General features: G+C 60.4%; 14 protein-coding genes. 4 read left to right on the top strand and 10 right to left on the bottom strand.

Annotated features, from left to right (window positions below):
- Positions 1 to 78 precede the first annotated feature (78 nt).
- Complete coding sequence (gene guaA, locus ACS4NR_RS16050; RefSeq protein ID WP_456017866.1) at positions 79 to 1656, top strand: glutamine-hydrolyzing GMP synthase; 1578 nt, start codon at positions 79 to 81, stop codon at positions 1654 to 1656.
- Positions 1657 to 1738: 82 nt separating this feature from the next.
- Here guaA and ACS4NR_RS16045 read toward each other — a convergent pair whose 3' ends face one another.
- The gene (locus ACS4NR_RS16045; RefSeq protein WP_456017865.1) at positions 1739 to 4678 is read right to left on the bottom strand and encodes a dermonecrotic toxin domain-containing protein; all 2940 of its coding nucleotides are present in this window, start codon (positions 4676 to 4678) and stop codon (positions 1739 to 1741) included.
- Between the two features lie 226 nt (positions 4679 to 4904).
- Here ACS4NR_RS16045 and ACS4NR_RS16040 point away from each other — a divergent pair, with 226 nt between their 5' ends.
- Entirely contained in the window at positions 4905 to 6281 is a 1377-nt protein-coding gene (locus ACS4NR_RS16040; protein WP_095136913.1) for a multicopper oxidase family protein, read from the top strand.
- Entirely contained in the window at positions 6281 to 6778 is a 498-nt protein-coding gene (gene tadA / locus ACS4NR_RS16035; protein WP_115984382.1) for a tRNA adenosine(34) deaminase TadA, read from the top strand. Before ACS4NR_RS16040 ends, tadA begins: the two co-directional genes overlap by 1 nt.
- Positions 6779 to 6904: 126 nt before the next feature.
- On the opposite strand, the gene cmoB is transcribed toward tadA, so the two are convergent.
- From cmoB to ACS4NR_RS15990, 9 genes are all read right to left on the bottom strand, one after another.
- Positions 6905 to 7861 (bottom strand): tRNA 5-methoxyuridine(34)/uridine 5-oxyacetic acid(34) synthase CmoB, encoded by a 957-nt coding sequence (cmoB, locus tag ACS4NR_RS16030; protein ID WP_456017864.1) that lies wholly within the window; start codon positions 7859 to 7861, stop codon positions 6905 to 6907.
- Positions 7858 to 8637: a carboxy-S-adenosyl-L-methionine synthase CmoA gene (cmoA, locus tag ACS4NR_RS16025; RefSeq protein WP_003227846.1), complete on the bottom strand. Its 780-nt coding sequence runs from the start codon at positions 8635 to 8637 to the stop codon at positions 7858 to 7860. The genes cmoB and cmoA overlap by 4 nt, the downstream gene beginning before the upstream one ends.
- Before the next feature lie 206 nt (positions 8638 to 8843).
- Positions 8844 to 9479: a lysoplasmalogenase gene (locus ACS4NR_RS16020; protein ID WP_456017863.1), complete on the bottom strand. Its 636-nt coding sequence runs from the start codon at positions 9477 to 9479 to the stop codon at positions 8844 to 8846.
- Positions 9480 to 9481: 2 nt separating this feature from the next.
- Positions 9482 to 9874: a protease inhibitor I42 family protein gene (locus ACS4NR_RS16015; protein WP_456017862.1), complete on the bottom strand. Its 393-nt coding sequence runs from the start codon at positions 9872 to 9874 to the stop codon at positions 9482 to 9484.
- Between the two features lie 342 nt (positions 9875 to 10216).
- A complete protein-coding gene (locus ACS4NR_RS16010) occupies positions 10217 to 10645 on the bottom strand; it encodes a hypothetical protein (RefSeq protein WP_456017861.1) in 429 nt (142 codons plus the stop codon).
- Between the two features lie 179 nt (positions 10646 to 10824).
- Entirely contained in the window at positions 10825 to 13242 is a 2418-nt protein-coding gene (gene lon, locus ACS4NR_RS16005) for an endopeptidase La (protein ID WP_095136918.1), read from the bottom strand.
- 749 nt (positions 13243 to 13991) lie between these two features.
- Positions 13992 to 14357 carry a DUF6124 family protein gene (locus tag ACS4NR_RS16000; RefSeq protein ID WP_095136919.1) on the bottom strand — a complete coding sequence of 122 codons (366 nt, stop codon included), beginning with the start codon at positions 14355 to 14357 and terminating at the stop codon, positions 13992 to 13994.
- A gap of 520 nt (positions 14358 to 14877) precedes the next feature.
- Positions 14878 to 17289 carry a glucose/quinate/shikimate family membrane-bound PQQ-dependent dehydrogenase gene (locus tag ACS4NR_RS15995; protein ID WP_443532681.1) on the bottom strand — a complete coding sequence of 804 codons (2412 nt, stop codon included), beginning with the start codon at positions 17287 to 17289 and terminating at the stop codon, positions 14878 to 14880.
- A gap of 218 nt (positions 17290 to 17507) precedes the next feature.
- Positions 17508 to 18869 (bottom strand): carbohydrate porin, encoded by a 1362-nt coding sequence (locus ACS4NR_RS15990; protein WP_456017860.1) that lies wholly within the window; start codon positions 18867 to 18869, stop codon positions 17508 to 17510.
- A 332-nt stretch (positions 18870 to 19201) separates the two neighbouring features.
- Between ACS4NR_RS15990 and ACS4NR_RS15985 the strand changes: the two genes are divergently transcribed.
- Positions 19202 to 19432, top strand: a complete 231-nt coding sequence (locus ACS4NR_RS15985; RefSeq protein ID WP_027612109.1) for a VF530 family protein — start codon at positions 19202 to 19204, stop codon at positions 19430 to 19432.

Below are 19432 nucleotides of genomic sequence, written 5' to 3'. Positions count from 1 at the left end.
CAACCGGGGCTGTTTTATTCAGCCCCGAGTTGTTTCTGAATCACGACTGTTTCTGAATTACTTAGACGAGACTGAATCATGGCCCTCGACATTCACGCTCACCGCATCCTGATCCTCGACTTCGGTTCGCAATACACCCAACTGATTGCCCGCCGCGTGCGCGAGATCGGTGTGTACTGCGAGCTGCACCCGTTCGACATGGACGAAGAGGCGATCCGCGAATTCGCACCTAAAGGCGTCATCCTCGCCGGCGGCCCCGAGTCCGTGCACGAAGCCAACAGCCCGCGCTGCCCGCAAGCGGTGTTTGACTTGGGCGTGCCGGTCTTCGGTATCTGCTACGGCATGCAGACCATGGCCGAGCAACTGGGCGGCAAGGTTGAAGGTTCCGAACTGCGTGAGTTCGGTTATGCCCGCGTTGACGTAGTCGGCAAGAGCCGCCTGCTCGACGGCATCGAGGACCACATCGACGCCGATGGCCTGTTCGGTCTCGACGTGTGGATGAGCCACGGTGACAAGGTCACCAGGATGCCGGAAGACTTCCACATCCTGGCCAGCACCCCAAGCTGCCCGATCGCCGGCATGTTCAACGACGAGCGCGCTTACTACGGCGTGCAGTTCCACCCGGAAGTGACCCACACCAAGCAGGGCGGTCGCATCCTCTCGCGCTTCGTGCTCGACATCTGCGGCTGTGAAGCCCTGTGGACTCCGTCGAAGATCGCGGAAGACGCCATTGCCAACATCCGCGCACAGGTCGGCACCGACAACGTGCTGCTGGGTCTGTCCGGCGGCGTTGACTCCTCGGTGGTTGCGGCGCTGCTGCACAAGGCCATCGGCGACCAGTTGACCTGCGTGTTCGTCGACAACGGCCTGCTGCGTCTGCACGAAGGCGAGCAAGTGATGGCCATGTTCGCCGAGAACATGGGCGTCAAGGTGATCCGCGCCAACGCTGAAGAGCAGTTCCTGAACAACCTGGCCGGCGAAGCCGATCCAGAGAAGAAGCGCAAGATCATCGGCCGTACCTTCATCGACGTGTTCGATGCCGAATCCTGCAAGCTGGACAACATCAAGTACCTGGCGCAAGGCACCATCTACCCGGACGTGATCGAGTCGGCTGGCGCGAAAAGCGGCAAGGCGCACGTGATCAAGTCGCACCACAACGTGGGTGGCCTGCCGGAAGAGATGAACCTGAAACTGGTCGAGCCCCTGCGCGAACTGTTCAAGGACGAAGTCCGTCGTCTGGGTCTGGAACTGGGCCTGCCGTACGACATGGTCTACCGTCACCCGTTCCCGGGCCCGGGTCTGGGCGTGCGCATCCTCGGTGAAGTGAAGAAGGAATACGCCGACCTGCTGCGTCGCGCCGACCATATCTTCATCGAAGAACTGCGCAAAGCCGACTGGTACCACAAAGTCAGCCAGGCCTTCGTGGTGTTCCAGCCAGTGAAATCGGTTGGCGTGGTCGGCGATGGCCGTCGTTACGCCTGGGTCGTGGCCCTGCGTGCCGTGGAAACCATCGACTTCATGACCGCACGTTGGGCACACCTGCCTTACGAACTGCTGGAAACCGTTTCCGGCCGCATCATCAATGAAATCGAAGGCATTTCGCGCGTTACTTATGACGTGTCGAGCAAGCCGCCGGCGACCATTGAGTGGGAATAATGCCGAGCAAGCCGTAAAGGCTTGATCGCTGCAACCGAAAAGCCGTGTGAAATTCGTTTCACACGGCTTTTCTGTTTTGGCGTTATAGCGGTTTTGACCAGCCACCCAGTTGCATGCCCATGTCATCCAGAGCTTGCAGCAGCGCTTTCATGCTCGGATAGCGTTTACCGCTCACCGAAGGCCAGCCGGGGCGTTCGATGTAGAATTGCTTGCCGTCTGTGTCGATGACGGTCCGTACCAGTTCTCGCGTGCGGCTGCGATGCACGATGAACGTCAGGTTGGGTTGTTGCTTCAGGGAGTACATGCCATGGCGAGGCAGCAGAGTTTCGAATTCGGTCATGGTTTGCGCGGTCCAGGGAGTTTCGATTTGCAGGCGCAAGTCGCCTCTGACCAACGCGGAACGATCATGCGCCGTACCGCCCAACGGCAGGATTCTCCCGGGATCCACTTCAATGCCCCGTGAAGTCCCTTCGGCAACATCCTCGACGCGAATGCCGATCGCCTCTTCCAGTTCGCTGACGCCGGCAACCCCATCAAAAGTGTTGGAGTGAGAGTTGCCCATCAGCGCCACCCATTTGTGCGCGCCACGTGCGGATTGGTCAGCACGGATCATCAGGCGGGCGAAGTAATTCATCATTTTCTGCCGCGCGGTGTTATTGCCGGTCGGCAGATCCATGCCGTTGAGTCGGTAACTCGCCATGCAATCGATGGCTTGTACATGGATCCCCTTCTTTCTGGCTTCCTTGACCAATTCCAGGAACGTGTAGCGCTCGAGCGGATCGGTCATGTTGCCGACGTCGAGTGCCTTGAGATAGGCCTCCAGTTTTTGCGGCATGTTGCCCGTGCGGAAGAACTCATCCAGCGCGGCTTGATGGAAGTCGGTCAGCAGGTGCTCCATGTACAGGCTCTTCACCTGTTTGCTGGCGAGCAATTGCATGTTCTCGATCAGCCATTGCTTGCTGCCGATGGCCGTGTGGCTCTCGCCGATGACCAGGCCCCGGGCATGTTCGAGGATTTTTTCGATGATTTCTTCGGCGGTCGCATCTGCCGCCAGGGCGGGCACCGGAGGACGATCGGGCAGGCGCAGCGTGCTGAAAAAATCCAGTGCATCGTGATACAGGCGTTTGCGGATGACCTTGAAATCCCTGAATGCATCGAACTCGTTCAGGCTGTCGTAGAAATCGCGCAAGGCCTCGTCATTCAGCCCGGCCGCGCCTTCCTCCAGATGCGCCTTGAGCGGTGCAGGTACGTCGTATTGCGAGGCGGGCAGGGCGACCACCGGGCTGCGACTGCTCGATCCGGCCAGACCCGAAGGCTTGCCGCCGCCGCTGAGTCCCGCGCGCGGCATAGTTTCCCATTCACCCTCAGGGTTCAGGCGTACCGGGATCGAACGAGTAAAGCCGTGGGGATGCTCGGGATCAATGACCGCCCAGTGTCCGCTGCCGTTGATATCGGCTTCGTAGCGTACGTAATAGGCGGTGTCATCCATCAAGATGGCGGTCGACGGGTTTGAATCGAGCAGATAAATGCCCTGGAATTTTCCGGGCTCGCTCACCGGCGTAATGCCGTCGAGCAACTCATTGGCTTGCCAGTTCGGCGGAACGACCGGTCGCGGGGTGTCTTCAATCAGCGTTGTGGCAATCGGCTGAGGCCCACCCATCGGCGTCCCGCCTTTATCGGTCAGGTCAGCCATCTCCGCCGCTTCGGCGGCATCCACTTCGGGGCCGACCTCGTCTAGCGATCCCGGACCCTTGAGTGCCAGCAGGTTGAACAGCATGTCGATGCCGCTGAGCACCGCCCCGACAATCCCGGCCTTGCGCTCGGCGGCGGTTTTGCCATTGACCGCCTGATCGATGTTCAGCCCCATGTTGGCAATGCTGGCGCCGATCACCGGCAATGCGACTGGCCAGCCGACCACGGCCATCGGCCCGAACACCTTGACTCCGGCGCTGAGGTAGCCGATCCACAGCTTCTTGCGCAGGTCACCGTTGGAGGTCAGGGACAGGCTGGCTTCGGCAAACATCGCCGTACGGGTCGAGTCACTCAGCCAGGTGAAGGCGTCGCCGCTGACCGCGCGGTTGTCCTGATTGATCATCGAGTGATCGTAGCGGCCCCACGTGGCCACCAGGCGATTCATCAGGTCACCAAGATTGGCGTTGATCTGCTGCCGGTCGGCCAGCGAGAAATGCGCAAGGAATGTCTCGCGCGCGGCAGGTGTGTTCATCCGCTGCAGGATCCAGAAGTGCAGGTCGGTGGCGCTTTCCCGTACATGGAAGGCATCGCTGTCGCCGGGCAGGTAGAGGATCTGCCGCCCCTGGGGCGCGACGAAACGCAGGACGTTGATAGCGGCGTAACCGGTCAGATCCAGCGTGCGCACACTGTTCGGGCAAGGGTGGCTGGTCTGCAGCATTGGCAGGCTGACCGGCCACGTCAGCGGGCCGATCGCCGCTTGCGTGACAAACTGGAAATCCTCGTCACTCAACTGGCGTTTGTCCCGCGCCTGCAGTGCTTTGATCAGGAAATTACACTTGGCCAGGGTACGAAAGTCGCTGCCGCTGGTGTTCCAGAATGCGTTCAGTTGAGCGTCGTACAGCGCGCTGAAGTCGATGCTCCAGAAGTCCCTGAGTACGTCGTTACCGTGCAGGCGTACTTCATTGCTGTCATCGAAGGTGCGGGCATCGGGGCCGGCAGTGTAGAAACCACCGTACACATCGAGCAGGTCGGCGTTGTCCTGATCGGCGACGCGGAAACGGTGAATCACCAACTGGGTCAGGGTCATGCTTGAAGTGGGCGTGGCGTGCACATGTTCCCAGCCGGTGAAGGCTTTCGAACTGCTTTGCGAGGCGTTGAAGCGGTGGAAATACACTTGATCCGGATCCAGGCCGTGAACCTGGTATTTGTTCAGCAGGTCGCTGGCGACCTGTCGAGCGGCGTCCTGCAGGCTCGGGCAGGTCTGGATGACGGTGGCGGCAATCGCCTTGAGCGCGGCCTTGTCGGCGGCGTTGGGCATCGGGTTGGTCATGTGATCGGGCTCTCTGTCCTTGAGAAACGGGTGGCACAGGATGGCCCGGCTGTTCGCTGCATGTGCACTACATAGTTATGTCACCTGAGCGATCGAAATGATGTACGCGCGAGGCGCAACTGCGTCCATCCGCCGCGCTGCCCTTACTGTTTCGCAATTGCAGGTGTATCGTATTTGCCTTTTGCGGGCCCGGTGCCCGACGCAGATACGTGAGGTAGTTGAGTTCATGTCCTTTACCCGTCGCCAAATCCTCGGTGGCCTGGCCGGTCTTGTTGTCGTTGGTGTCGGGGCGGGAGGTGCGTCGCGCTACTGGCTGGGCAAGATGGCCGATGCTGACGCGGGCCACGACTACGAGCTGATCGCGGCGCCACTGGACGTTGAGCTGGTGCCGGGGCACAAGACCGAAGCCTGGGCGTTCGGCCCATCGGCGCCGGGCACTGAATTGCGTGTGCGTCAGGGCGAGTGGTTGCGGGTGCGCTTCATCAACCACCTGCCGGTGGCGACCACCATTCACTGGCACGGCATTCGTCTGCCGCTGGAGATGGACGGCGTGCCTTACGTCTCGCAATTGCCGGTGCTGCCCGGTGAATACTTCGATTACAAATTCCGCGTGCCGGACGCCGGCAGCTACTGGTATCACCCGCACGTCAGCAGCAGCGAAGAGCTGGGGCGCGGGTTGGTCGGGCCGTTGATTGTCGAAGAGCGCGAGCCGACCGGTTTCAAGTACGAAAAAACCCTGAGCCTGAAGAATTGGCACATTGACGAGCAAGGCAATTTCGTCGAATTCAGCATCCCCCGTGAAGCGGCCCGTGGCGGTACGGCGGGGCGCTTGTCGACCATCAACGGCGTGCCAACGCCGGTGATCGAGTTGCCGGCGGGGCAGATCACCCGGGTGCGTTTGCTCAACCTCGACAACACCCTGACGTATCGCATCAACATCCCCGGCGTTGAGGCGCAGATCTATGCGCTGGACGGCAACCCGATCGAGCCGCGGCCGCTGGGCAAGGAATACTGGCTCGGCCCCGGCATGCGCATTTGCCTGGCGATCAAGGCGCCGCCGGCCGGTGAAGAGTTGTCGCTGCGTAACGGCCCGGTGCGACTGGGAACCTTGCGTTCGGTGGCCAATAACGATGCGCCGACCGAGTGGCCGAAAGCCTTGCCCGCCAACCCGGTGGCCGAGCCGGATCTGGCGAATGCCGAGAAACTCAACTTCAATTTCGAATGGGTCGGTTCGGTGTCGGTGAATGTCGACAACGGCAAGCCACCGAGCCTGTGGCAGATCAACGGCAAGGCTTGGGACATCACTGACAAGACCTGCGCCGATCGGCCGATTGCCAGCCTGAAACTGGGCCAGAGCTACATCTTCGAACTGAAGAACATGACCCAGTACCAGCACCCGATTCACCTGCACGGCATGAGCTTCAAGGTGATTGCGTCGAACCGGCACAAGATCACTCCGTACTTCACCGACACCTATCTGCTGGGCAAGAACGAGCGTGCGCAAGTGGCGCTGGTGGCGGATAACCCGGGGGTGTGGATGTTCCACTGCCATGTCATCGACCACATGGAAACCGGCCTGATGGCCGCCATCGAGGTGAAGTGATGCGCCAGATTCGCCCCGCCGCGATCATCGACCGCAGCCGTGACCGCGATTTCATGCGCGAAGCCCTGGACCTCGCCGCCCAAGGCGCAGCCCTCGGCGAAGTGCCGGTGGGCGCGGTGCTGGTGCAGAACGGCGAAATCATCGGGCGTGGCTACAACTGCCCGATCACCACCAGCGACCCGAGTGCCCACGCGGAAATGGTCGCGATCCGCGCCGCTGCGCAAGCTGTGAATAACTATCGCCTGCCGGGCAGCACCCTCTACGTGACGCTGGAGCCGTGCAGCATGTGCGCCGGGCTGATCGTGCATTCACGCATTGCGCGGGTGGTGTATGGCGCGCTGGAGCCGAAGGCCGGGATTGTGCAGAGTCAGGGGCAGTTCTTTACCCAGGGCTTTTTGAATCACCGGGTGTTGTATGAAGGTGGGGTGCTGGCCGAAGAATGTGGAGCAGTGCTGACCGAATTCTTCAGAGCCCGTCGCGCAAAACCATCTGAATAAACACAACCCCCAACTGTAGGAGTGAGCCTGCTCGCGATAGCGGTCTGACATTCAACATTGCTTTGACTGTCAGACCGCTATCGCGAGCAGGCTCACTCCTACAAGGTTATGCGGTGTTTGAGAGGGTTACTTGCGGGCCACAATCACCGCGCGCATCGGCGCCGGCAGCCCCTCGATGGTCTTGCTGTGATCCTCGGGATCAAGGAAGTCGCTCAACGACTGGTACTTCATCCACTCGGTACCGCGCTGTTCTTCAACGGTGGTGGTGCTGACGTCTACGCATTTCACATCGGTGAAACCTGCCCGACGCAGCCACAATTCCAGCGCCGGTACCGATGGCAGGAACCACACGTTGCGCATCTGTGCGTAGCGATCTTCCGGCACCAGCACCTGATGCTTGTCGCCTTCGACCACCAGCGTTTCCAGCACGAGTTCGCCGCCCTTGACCAGGCAATCCTTCAGCGCCAGCAAATGCTCGATCGGCGAACGGCGGTGGTAGAACACGCCCATCGAGAACACTGTGTCGAAGCCTTCGAGGTTCGGCGGCAGGTCTTCGAACGGGAACGGCAGGTGCCAGGCATTCGGCTCGGACAGGTAACGCTGCACGGCCTGAAACTGGCAGAAAAACAGCCAGTTCGGATCAACGCCGATCACGCTGTCAGCACCGGCGCCGAGCATGCGCCACATGTAGTAACCGTTGCCGCAACCGACGTCGAGGATGCGTTTGCCCTTCAAGTTCAGATGCGGAGCGACCCGCGACCACTTCCAGTCCGAGCGCCATTCGGTGTCGACGTGTACGCCGAACAGGTCGAACGGCCCCTTGCGCCACGGCGACAGGCCCATCAGCGCGGTGCGCATCTGCGCGCGGGTTTCGTCGTCGCAGTCGGTGTCGAGTTTCAGGCCGTTGAGCAGATCGACTTCAGTCGGCTGGAGTTTCGGCAATGCGTCCAGCGCGCTCTGCCAGCGCTCCAGATCGCCGTGACCTTTCTCCATTTTCCTGTCGAGTTGCACTTGCAAGGTGTTGGCCCAGTCGGCCAGCGGGGTGCCGGCCAGACGGCGGGCGAGGGGGGACAGATCAATCATGGCAAGGCAATCAACGAGGCAAAGTTAAGACACTGGAACCACGGCACGACTTTCGAGAACCCGGCGGCCAACAGGCGTTCGCGGTGTTCTTCGAGGCTGTCGGGCTTCATGACGTTTTCGATGGCGCTGCGCTTCTGGGCAATTTCCAGTTCGCTGTAGCCGTTGGCGCGTTTGAACGCGACGTGCAGATCGGTGAGCAGCGCGTGCTCTTGCGCATCGTTGAAGCGCAGTTTCTCCGACAGAATCAGCGCGCCGCCGGGCAGCAGCGACTGGCGGATACGCGAGAGCAACGCGGTGCGCTGCTCGGGGGCGATGAATTGCAGGGTGAAGTTCAGCGCTACCACCGAGGCCGGTTTGAATTCGAGCGCGAGAATGTCGCCTTCGATCACTTCGACCGGGAGCAGCTCCTGGAACATCGAATCCTGACCGTTGAGGTATTCACGGCAGCGTTCGACCATCGCCGCCGAGTTATCCACCGCGATCACCCGGCAACCGTCGGTGCGCACGTGACGGCGCAGGGCCTGAGTCACGGCGCCGAGCGAAGCACCGAGGTCGTACAGCACGCTGTTCGGTTGGGCGAATTGCGCCGCGAGTACGCCGAGGTTTTCGACAATGGTCGGGTAACCCGGCACCGAGCGCTTGATCATGTCCGGGAACACCCGCACCACGTCCTCGTTGAAGGCGAAGTCAGGCACCTGGGCCATCGGCTGGGCGAAAATGCGATCGGGTTCTTTGCTCACGGCGGTTCCGGCGGTGTCGGTGGAAAAGGCCGGCATTTTAGCCAAGTTGGCGCGGGGTTGCTTGGGTTGTCGGATAAAGCGCCGCAAGCAAGCCTTAAGCACACACCTGTGGCGAGGGAGCTTGCTCCCGCTCGGCTGCGCAGCAGTCGCAAAACCTGATTACGAGATATACCTGCAGTCGCGTGCACCGAGTTTGGAGTCACTTCGCAACCTAGCGGGAGCAAGCTCCCTCGCCACAGGGGTTAGTGGGTTTTTTGGGAGAAAGCGGAGGCCGTAATCCCCCACTGCCCCAGCCAGTAACTGAGGATGATCACGTACGGCGCGGCGTGAAACGGCGCCACAAAGCGGTCGATGCCAATCACACTGTCGGAGAACACGAAGGCCAGCGCACCCGCCGCCGCCAGCAGCGCTGAACGCTTGGGCACGTCGGTGCCGAGGCGGGCGAGGGCGCGCCAGAGCATGGCGCTGATCGCGGTGCCATAGATGACCACTGGCACCAGCAACGGCCCGAGGCCACTGGAAATCAAAATCCCCAGCAGCACCGCGCCGACGCCGAGCGCGAGCACCAGCGGCAAGAGCGCCAGACGTTTGCAATCGCTGAGGTAAGCCTTGAGGTACGCCAGATGCGCAACCAGAAACGCACCCAGACCAAACACAAACAAATCCCCCGGCCACGCCAGCAGCACGTCACCGAGCACAGAGAAAATCAGTCCCAGACTGATCCAGCGCCGATAGTCGCTGGGTGGCGCATCGTGCAGCCAGCCGAGCAACGCCAGCACCGGCAACGGTTTGACCAACAGGCACAGCAATGCCGCATGGGTGCTGACGCCGTAGAGAAAGGTCACCGCACCCATCAGTGCCAGAATCAGCCAGCCCACGATCAATTCACCGAGATGGCGCAGTCGAAGGTTTCTGCCGGCTCGACTTCCGGTTCCCAGGGCTGCTGCGAAGTCAGGCGCAGGCGGCCGGTGCCGGTGGCGAAGGCCTGAAAGCGCCAGGTGGAGAAACCGCCCGCACCGACCATGCCCGAGTCTTTCGGGCTGCTGTAGACCTCAGGGCTGAGGGCATGCAGCACGCCGCCGGCGGAATCCTGAATTGCCCAGCGATAGCCCGTGGTCGGGTTGCTCGGCAGCATCACAATCAGGTTTTGTCCATTGGTCAACTGCACGGGGCATTCGCTCTGGTTTTCCACGGTCACGTTCTGTTTTGGCTGCGTGGCGCAGGCGGCCAGCAAAGAGAGGACGAAAGGGACAAACAGGCGAGTGGCGGACATAGGCTCAGTGGCTCCGGCGTTGACGACGAACGGCGAGCATAACTGAGAATGAGACAAAGTGTGACAGTCAGGCGGTTCTGTGGTGTTGCCACAGACGCCTTCGCGAGCAAGCCCGCTCCCACAGGGTTCTGTAGTGAGCACAGCAATTGTGGTCACCACACAACCACTGTGGGAGCGGGCTTGCTCGCGAAGGCGGCGTGTCAGGCTCTGAATAACTGTCAGAACAACACTTTCGCCATATCCGCAAAGCGCTTGGCGAAGTGCACGGTAATGCCTTCCTTCAGATAGCCCGGCAACGTAGCGCCGGCCGATGCAAAAATGCTGATTTTGATCAGCAGCAGATTATTGATGGATCATTGTAGATGAGCAGATAACATGAAAACTTTCGTTACTGCCCTCTTTTGTGAAACTTATATCCATAGCATAGGAGTAGCAATGGGTGGCAGGGTCAAGGTTGAGAAAAATAACGCCTTCTCCCGGAATGGTCCTAAAAAAATCGGCGTTAAAATTTCCGTCATATTCGACTCTGATGTTTTCTGCAGGAAATTTATGCCAGCCATTGCGTGGATACTTCTGGTCATCTTTTGTCAGGAAAACCCTGACGTTTCTTGAAAAGTTCGGTTGCTCAGGACGGAGGTAGATTCCTTCCAGGGCCAGGGTTTCTTCATGAATACTTATGATTAGTTTATCGGTCGAGAAGCTGACGTCCTCTGGAATGTAGGCTGCCAAAATACCGACAGCAGACGTCCTTGCATCTTTTGAATTACTCATCTTGAAGCTCCTGTGTCTAACTTGGGGGGAGAAACAAGGTAGAGCTTATTCAAGATAGAAAACTTCGGAACTGTCAGAAATGTCAGTTTTTTATATCGCTTGGCAATTAAGAAGTGCTCGGCTATGCGAAGAAGTATTGGTCGTTATCGTTGTTTGATTGATAACGACCAATGTCTGAATCAGAACAACACTTTCGCTACATCCGCAAAGCGCTTGGCGAAGTGCACGGTAATGCCTTCCTTCAGATAATCCGGCAACTCTTCGAAGTTACCCCGATTCGGCTCCGGCAGGATCAGTTCGAAGATCTTCTGCCGCCGCGCCGCAATCACCTTCTCGCGTACCCCACCAATCGGCAGCACATGCCCGGTCAGGGTCAATTCGCCGGTCATGGCAACGCCTTTTTTCGGCGGCTGATTGCGGGCAAGCGAGAGCAGGGCGCTGGCCATGGTCACACCGGCGCTCGGGCCGTCTTTCGGTGTGGCGCCTTCCGGCACATGCAGGTGGACGAAGGCTTCATCGAAGAATTTCGCATCGCCGCCAAACTGTTTCAGGTGCGAGCTGACGTAGCTGTAGGCGATCTCCGCCGACTCTTTCATCACGTCGCCCAGTTGTCCGGTGAGTTTGAAGCCGCGATTGAGCGTATGGATCCGCGTAGCTTCGATCGGCAGGGTCGCGCCGCCCATGCTGGTCCACGCCAGACCGGTAATGACGCCGGTGCCGGACAGCACTTGTTCATTGCGGAACACCGGATGACCCAGCGAGGCTTCGAGGTCTTTCGGGCCGAGCTTGATCACCGCTTTCGGGTCTTCGATGAGTTTCATCACCGCTTTGCGCACCAGTTTGCCCATCTGTTTTTCCAACTGGCGCACCCCGGCTTCACGGGCGTAACCGTCGATCAAGGCCTTGAGCGCGCTGTCGCTGATGCTCAGGCTGCCCTTGGACACGCCGGCCTTTTCCAGCAGCTTCGGCCACAGGTGGCGCTTGGCGATAGCGACTTTTTCTTCGGTGATGTAGCCCGACAGGCGAATCACTTCCATGCGGTCCAGCAACGGCCCGGGAATCGAATCCAAGGTATTGGCGGTGCACACGAACAGGACTTTCGACAGGTCCATGCGCAGGTCGAGATAGTGATCGAGGAATTCGACGTTCTGTTCCGGATCGAGGGTTTCCAGCAGCGCCGACGCCGGGTCGCCCTGGTAGCTCTGGCCCATCTTGTCGATCTCGTCGAGCATGATCACCGGATTCATCACTTCGACGTCTTTCAACGCCTGGACGAGTTTGCCCGGCTGCGCGCCAATGTAGGTGCGGCGGTGGCCCTTGATCTCGGCCTCGTCACGCATGCCGCCGAGGCTGAAGCGGTAAAACGGGCGGCCGAGGGATTCGGCGATGGATTTGCCGACGCTGGTTTTACCCACACCCGGCGGGCCGACCAGCAGCACGATCGAACCGCTGATTTCGCCTTTGTAGGCACCGACCGCGAGGAATTCGAGGATGCGGTCCTTGATGTCGTCGAGGCCGGCGTGGTGTTTGTCGAGTACCTTGCGCGCGTACTTGAGGTCGAGTTTGTCCTCGCCGTACACGCCCCACGGCACCGAGGTCGCCCAGTCGAGGTAGTTGCGGGTGACCGCGTACTCTGGCGAGCCGGTTTCGAGGATCGACAGTTTGTTCATTTCCTCTTCGAGGCGTTTCTGCACCTGTGCCGGCAGGACTTTGCCTTCCAGGCGTTGTTCGAACTGTTCAAGGTCGGCGCTGCGGTCGTCCTTGGTCAGGCCGAGCTCCTGCTGGATCACCTTGAGTTGTTCTTTCAGGAAGAACTCGCGCTGATGCTCGCCGATCTTGCGGTTGACCTCGGCGGAGATTTCTTTTTGCAGGCGCGCGACTTCGACTTCCTTGCGCAGCATCGGCAGGACTTTTTCCATGCGCTTGAGCATTGGCACGCAGTCGAGCACTTCTTGCAGCTCATTACCTGTCGCCGAAGTGAGGGCGGCGGCGAAGTCGGTGAGTGGCGATGGATCGTTGGGGCTGAAGCGGTTGAGGTAGTTCTTCAGCTCTTCGCTGTACAGCGGATTGAGCGGCAGCAGTTCCTTGATCGCGTTGATCAGCGCCATGCCGTAGGCCTTGACCTCGTCGGTCGGCTCGGTCGGCTGGTGCGGGTATTCGACTTCGACCAGGTACGGTGGGCGGTGGTGTTTGAGCCAGGTCTTGATGCGTACGCGGCTCAGGCCCTGGGCGACGAACTGCAGTTTGCCGTTTTCGCGGCTGGCGTGATGGACTTTGACCAGGGTGCCGTATTCGGGGAGGGCGCCGGTGTTGAAGTGGCGCGGGTCTTCCTGGGGCGTGTCCATGAAGAACAGGGCCAGGGAGTGGTGATCGGATTTGCTCACCAGATCGAGGGTTTCGGCCCAGGGTTCTTCGTTGACGATGACCGGCAGCACTTGGGCCGGGAAGAACGGGCGGTTGTGGATCGGGATGACGTAGACCTTGTCCGGCAGGTTCTGGCCGGGCAGGGCCAGGCCTTTGCCGGAGGAGGTGTGTTCGATGTGTTCTGCTTCGGTGTAGTCGTCTGGGTTGTCCGGGAATTCTTGCTGGTCGCTCATGGGGCACCTGCGCAATGGGGTATGGGTCTTAGATGGGGCAGGCTTTGGGTGGTTTCAATGGGGGGCGGTGTTTCTGCTTGGGTGTTCAGGGTTTTGACAGGCGTCACGCTTTGGGCTTGGCGGCCTTTGGGCCGACCAGGTTCATGGGTTTTGGGTGTATATCCGTTCTTTTGGGTGTTGCGGCTGGCGGTTTCGCCCTTACGGCGAGTCACCTTTTCCAGACGCCGAAAAGGTAACCGAAAAGGCTTGCTCCTGCGTTCGGCCCGCTCGCTGGGGCTCGGGGTTCCTTCGCTCCGGGACTGATCCGTGGGGCAGCGCCTCCGGTTTGCTTCGCTGCACCTCCTCTCGCTGTGTTTGGCTGCGCCAAACGGTCGCTGCGCTCCCACCCCCCGGATCAATCCCGGAACGAAGCCTTCCGACGTCGCCCGTGGATCAAGATCAAGAGCGGTACTCGAGCTTGCGCTCATTGTTTTGAGTGGGGCGGCTGCGCCGCATGGGGCATGCACAAATCAAAGCTGTGGGAGCTGGCTTGCCGGCGATGGCGGCCTGACAGCCGGCCAATCTCTACCTGAATGCACCGGGTTCAAACTGTAGGAGTGAGCCTGCTCGCGATGGCGGACTACGAGCCGACCAATCTCCACCTGACTCACCCAATTCCACTGTGGGAGCGGGCTTGCTCGCGAAAGCGGTGTGTCAGTCACCGCAAGTGTTGGATGTGCTGACGCTTTCGCGCCCGCTCCCACTATGGCTCAGCTGTGTGCCGCAGATTGGGTGATTTCCACATTATCCAGCACCCGATTCACCGCCAGTTCGGCGAGCATGATGATTTGCTGAATGGCCAGTATCGTCCGGCGCTGCGGGATGTCGATGTACGCGGCGATGTCGCTGGTCATGAGGCTGGCTTGGGCCAGCGATTCGCAGGCGTGGACCAGCAGGCTTTCGTTGTCCATGTCCGGGGCGACCTGGAACATGCTGCTGGGTTTGTGGAATCTCACCGTGGCCGCGGAGGGTTTCAGGTAGTGATCCAGCGCACGCTCGGCGGCGTCGTGGAGTTTTCTGGAATCGAGGGATTCGTAAGGCGAGGTTTCGGGGGGATTGGGTGTGGGTTTGATCATGGTGAAGCTCCGAATGAGAAGTGGGGCTGTCACTCTCGATCGCCGCGACGCGACTGAGGGTGGCAGCTGTACGCGGGTTCGCGGACCGAGCCATTCGGCAATCTCGGCATACCCGAAGGTATCCCGCGCACAGCCACCATCAAACCAAACACAGAGCACCTGAGCGCTCCCGTTTGGGTTGGCGATTATGCATCAAATCGAATGGACTACGGGCCGCGACTCCCGGCCGCTGAATTTCCAGCGACCACCAAAGCCTATCCACCCGACTTCCGAGGCACAACCGACGCGACTTGTCGGAAATCTCCCGCGTATAACGCGCTTCTGTAGGACGGACACCGTCCATTGTGGGAGCGGGCTTGCTCGCGAAGGCGGTGTGTCAGCCGGCAAATTAATTGGCTGATACACCGCCTTCGCGAGCAAGCCCGCTCCCACAGGTTTCTCCGGTGGAATCAGAAATGGTGGGCACAAAAAAGGCGATGCCCTTCACGGAGCATCGCCTTTCCTTTACCGCCGCTAAAACTTATTCCGGCAGTTTGTACGCAATCACGTAGTCACCCATCTTGGTGCCCAGCGAGCCGTGACCGCCAACAACCAGCAGCACGTATTGCTTGCCGTCCTTGCCGGTGTAGGTCATCGGGGTCGCTTGGCCGCCTGCAGGCAGACGCGATTTCCACAGTTCTTCACCGGTGTTCACGTCGTAGGCGCGCAGGTACTGGTCGAGGGTGCCGCTGAGGAAGCCGACGCCGCCGGCAGTGACCATCGAACCGCCCATGCTTGGTACGCCGAGGGTGAAGCCGATCGGGATTGGCGAGCTGTCGCGGCTGGTGCCGTTTTTGCGTTTCCACACGACTTTGCCAGTGGTCAGGTCGATACCGGCGACGTAGCCCCAGGCCGGGGCCTGGCACGGAACGCCCAGTGGCGACATGAACGGGTGCATGATCACCGCGTATGGCGCGCCGGTGTTTGGCTGCACGCCAGCGGTTTCGCTCTCGCGTTTGCTGCCGGCGGCGACTTTCTCGCGTGGCACCATTTTCGAAACGAAGGCCATGTAGTTCGGGCTGGTGAACAGCATCTGGCGAACCGGGTCGACCGAGACGCCGCCCCAGTTGAACACGCCGACGTTACCCGGATAGATCAGGCTGCCCTGTTCCGACGGAGGCGTGTATTGGCCTTCGTAGCGCAGTTCCTTGAACTGGATGCGGCACAGCATCTGGTCGAACGGGCTGGCGCCCCACATGGCTTTTTCGGTCAGTTCCGGGGCCAGCAGGTTGAGGTCCGAACGGGCCTGGGTTGGTGCGGTGTGGTCGCCTTTCACGGCACCTTGCGGAACCGGGATTTCCTTGATCGGGATGATCGGCGTGCCGTCACGACGGTCGAGGACGTACAGGCTGCCCTGTTTGGTCGGGGCGATCAGCGCCGGTTTCACGCCGTCGGCGGTTTTCATGTCGAGCAGGGTTGGCTGGCTGCCAACGTCCATGTCCCACAGGTCGTGGTGGGTGAACTGGTAGTTCCAGCGCACTTTACCGGTGGCCAGGTCGAGGGCGACGATACCGGCGCTGAACTTCTCGGCGCCTGGAGTGCGGTCGGCGCCCCACTGGTCTGGCGTCTGGTTGCCCAGTGGCAGGTAAACCATGCCGAGTTTTTCGTCGACGCTGGCCAGCGACCACATGTTGGCCGAGTTGCGGCTGTAGGTTTCGCCCGGCGCCAATGGCTCGGTGGCATCCGGCTTGTCGCTGTCCCAGTTCCACACCAGGTGACCGTCGCGCACGTCGAAGGCGCGGATCACGCCCGATGGCTCGTTGGTCGACTCGTTGTCGGTGACGTGACCGCCCATGATCACCAGATCACGGGTAATCGCCGCTGGCGAGGTGGAGTAGTAGCCACCGGCGGTGAACGGGCCGATGCCTTGGGTCAGGTCGACCACGCCGTTTTTGCCGAAGCCTTCGCAGATCTTGCCGGTGTCGGCGTTCAGGGCGATCAGGCGCGCATCAGCGGTTGGCAGGTACAGGCGACGCGGACAAGCCTGAGCAACGGCTTTGCCAGCTTCGGAGATAACGGCCGAGGCAGCGTTCTCAGACTTGGCGTAAGCGGCTTCGTCGTAGTACGACACGCCACGGCAGGTCATGTGGGCGAAGCCCTTGAAGCCCACCGGGCTCTTGATCTGCGGGTCGAAGCGCCACAGTTCCTTGCCGGTGTCCGGATCCAGCGCCAGCACTTTGCTGTGCGCGGTGCAGGCATAGAGCATGCCGTTGGCTTTGAGCGGGGTGTTTTCGTTGGTCAGCTCGACCGGATCATCTGCGGTTGGCAGGTCGCCGGTCTGGATGCGCCAGGCTTCTTGCAGCTTGCCGACGTTGGCCGGAGTGATCTGCTTCAGCGGCGAGTAGCGGTCACCGAATTCGGTGCGGCCATAGGCCTGCCAGTCGCCTTCAGGCATTTGCGGTGCGGTACTGGTCATGTCCGCGGTGTCGCGGCCCAGTTCGCCAAAGGTTTCGCCCGGGTGGGTGAACAGGCTGGCCAGGGCAGTCACACCGGCCAGCACCACGGCCACGGTCAGGCCACCCGTGCCCATCGGCGCAGGGCCATTGAGCAGCAGCGGACGACGGAACCACGGCAGCAACATCACGAGGCCGAGAACGAACCACAGCGCCAGACGCGGTACCAGTTGCCACCAGTCCAGACCGACTTCCCACAGGGCCCAGACCGTGCTGGCGAACAGCACGATGGCGTACAGGCCCAGCGCTGCACGACGACGCAGCAGCAACAGAATGCCGCTCAGCGCAATGCCGATACCGGCCAGCAGGTAGTACAGCGAGCCGCCGAGCATGCTCAGTTTGACTCCCCCGGCCAGCATGGCCAGGCCCATCAGTAGAAGCAGAATGCCGAGCAGGCTCGGTAGCAGACGGCCCCGACTCGAAGCACTTTCGGTGCTCATAGTGTGATTCTCCGTGACGTTTATGTAGTCCCGCGCTGTAGTCACTTTAGATGACGATTGGGCACAGGTATGGTTCAGATAAAAACTTGTCTAGCTAACGAATTTCTTCTGTAGGAGTGAGCCTGCTCGCGATAGCGGTGTGTCAGTCACTGGTAATCTCGCCTGAAACACCGTTATCGCGAGCAGGCTCACTCCTACAATGGATTTGCGTCAGTCGTTTAGAACGACGACTGGATCTTGATCCCCGCGATCAGTGCGTCATCAACCTGATCCACGCCGCCCGGATGGCGGATGTATTGCAGGTTCGGGCGCACGGTCAGCCAGTTGGCGAGGTGCACGCCGTAATAGAGCTCGGCGCTGTATTCAGTGTCCTGCGGTGGCAGGAAGGACGGATCGTCGTAGTCGTAAACGGCGTGCGCTTGATTGCTCGCTTCGGCGTTTTTGCGGAACGCCGGGTTGACGTGCACGCGGGCCAGGGCGAAACCGATGTCATCTTTGGCGCGGGCATCGAACGGGCCTTTGTAGACGACGCCGGCCTGTACGTAGTTGTCGATCGCGTTGGTTTTCTTGTCGTGCATCGTCGCGTTGGCGAACACGCTCAAGCCGCGCGAATGGTCGCTGGCGATGCTGGTGACTTGCTGCTGGGCACCGAACCACACGCCGTGTTTGCTCGACGCGCTGCGGTAGGCTTCACCGCTCAGCGCGGCAGGCTGGCCGTTCTGGTCTTTATAGACGTCAGAGGCCTTGGCGCTGCTGTAGTAGTAACCGGCACGGTATTCGCCCGGCAGGCCATTGAGCTTCGGCGTCCACACCAGCTCCACCGGCAGCACGGCGCCCTGGGTGCCGCTGCCGCTGAGTTTGAAGCCGTTACCGCGATCGAGGTTCGACGGGTTTTGCTCGTAGGCGCCGACCTGCGCGTACAGCTCTGGGGTCAGGTGATACTTGACCCGCAGCGCCCATTGGCTGACTGGCCAGTTGTACCAGATGCCGCCGACCCAGTTGCCGACCTGCGAGCCGCAGAACGCCAGGTTCTGGAAGTCGCACGGGAAGCTGTTGAAGTCTTCGCCTTCACCAAAGCGGCCGACCTTGATGTCGAGCTTCTGGTCGAAGAATTTTTGCTGGTACCACATCTGCGTCAGGCGCGTGGTCTGGCCACGGCCCCAGACTTCCTGGGCCGAAGTGAAGCCGCCCACGCGCGGATCGTTGATCCGGTCGTTGCTGATGTTGTTGCCACTGCGCTTGGTGATGGTCAGTTGAAATTCGGCATCGTCCCAGCCGAGGATTTTTTGCAGGTCCAGGTGCGTGCCCAGGCCGAACTGATCGCTGTAGCGCGCAGTGCGATCGTGGTCGTAGCCGCCGTGCAGATTGCTGCCCATTTCGCCGGTGTAATCGAGTTTGAAGTCGTAGCCTTTTTCCGCCAGTTCGGTACGCGTGCCGTTCCAGTCACCGAGCATCCACGGTGAGTCGCTGTCGAAGGCGGGAGCCGCCTGGGCGTAGGTGGCGAAGCCGAGCGCGGTGCAGCCGCCGAGCAGGCGCAGGGCTGAGATAGCGCTGTCTCTGGAGAAGGAAAAATCAGGCATGGGTCAGTCTTTTTTTGGTGTTTTCCGGGGGTAAACCGAGCGCTTCAATTTGACGCAGGCAGTGAAGCGATTCAGCTGAAGGGCGGCAGGATAATGATCTGTAACAAAAAGACAAAGGGCTTTTGCAGACATGCAGCATTTCGCAATCTGTAACAGTGGCAAAAGATCGCAGCCTTCGGCAGCTCCTACAGGTGTGCGCGTTCCAATGTAGGAGCTGCGGAACGCTGCGATCTTTTGACCTTGACCTACATTTGAAGGAAGGCCTTCCACCTGACCGGCCCCTCGGCTAAGGTGCGCGGCTTGTGCATTTTCACTCCGTCCAAAGGCCTGGCATGAACGACCACACTCCCGATCCGCTGCATGGCGTAACCCTCGAACAGATCCTCAATGCGCTGGTGGCGCATTACGAGTGGTCGGGGTTGGCCGAGCGCATCGATATCCGTTGCTTCAAGAGCGATCCGAGCATCAAGTCGAGCCTGACCTTCCTGCGCAAAACCCCGTGGGCGCGGGAAAAGGTCGAGCGCTTGTACGTGAAACTGATGCGCACCAAGCGACCGGTCTGA

The organism is Pseudomonas sp. JQ36, from assembly GCF_053851495.1.
The sequence above is the reverse complement of the archived record's forward strand: the minus strand, read 5'-3'. Positions and strand labels throughout refer to the sequence as shown.

Bases quoted from the DNA above. Each gene is read 5' to 3' on its own strand.
- ACS4NR_RS15990 (WP_456017860.1), bottom strand. From the start codon at position 18,869: ATGCCTGATTTTTCCTTCTCCAGAGACAGCGCTATCTCAGCCCTGCGC.
- ACS4NR_RS16040 (WP_095136913.1), top strand. From the start codon at position 4,905: ATGTCCTTTACCCGTCGCCAAATCCTCGGTGGCCTGGCCGGTCTTGTT.
- lon (WP_095136918.1), bottom strand. From the start codon at position 13,242: ATGAGCGACCAGCAAGAATTCCCGGACAACCCAGACGACTACACCGAA.
- ACS4NR_RS15985 (WP_027612109.1), top strand. From the start codon at position 19,202: ATGAACGACCACACTCCCGATCCGCTGCATGGCGTAACCCTCGAACAG.
- cmoB (WP_456017864.1), bottom strand. From the start codon at position 7,861: ATGATTGATCTGTCCCCCCTCGCCCGCCGTCTGGCCGGCACCCCGCTG.
- tadA (WP_115984382.1), top strand. From the start codon at position 6,281: ATGCGCCAGATTCGCCCCGCCGCGATCATCGACCGCAGCCGTGACCGC.
- ACS4NR_RS16045 (WP_456017865.1), bottom strand. From the start codon at position 4,678: ATGACCAACCCGATGCCCAACGCCGCCGACAAGGCCGCGCTCAAGGCG.
- cmoA (WP_003227846.1), bottom strand. From the start codon at position 8,637: ATGCCGGCCTTTTCCACCGACACCGCCGGAACCGCCGTGAGCAAAGAA.
- ACS4NR_RS16000 (WP_095136919.1), bottom strand. From the start codon at position 14,357: ATGATCAAACCCACACCCAATCCCCCCGAAACCTCGCCTTACGAATCC.
- ACS4NR_RS15995 (WP_443532681.1), bottom strand. From the start codon at position 17,289: ATGAGCACCGAAAGTGCTTCGAGTCGGGGCCGTCTGCTACCGAGCCTG.
- guaA (WP_456017866.1), top strand. From the start codon at position 79: ATGGCCCTCGACATTCACGCTCACCGCATCCTGATCCTCGACTTCGGT.
- ACS4NR_RS16010 (WP_456017861.1), bottom strand. From the start codon at position 10,645: ATGAGTAATTCAAAAGATGCAAGGACGTCTGCTGTCGGTATTTTGGCA.
- ACS4NR_RS16015 (WP_456017862.1), bottom strand. From the start codon at position 9,874: ATGTCCGCCACTCGCCTGTTTGTCCCTTTCGTCCTCTCTTTGCTGGCC.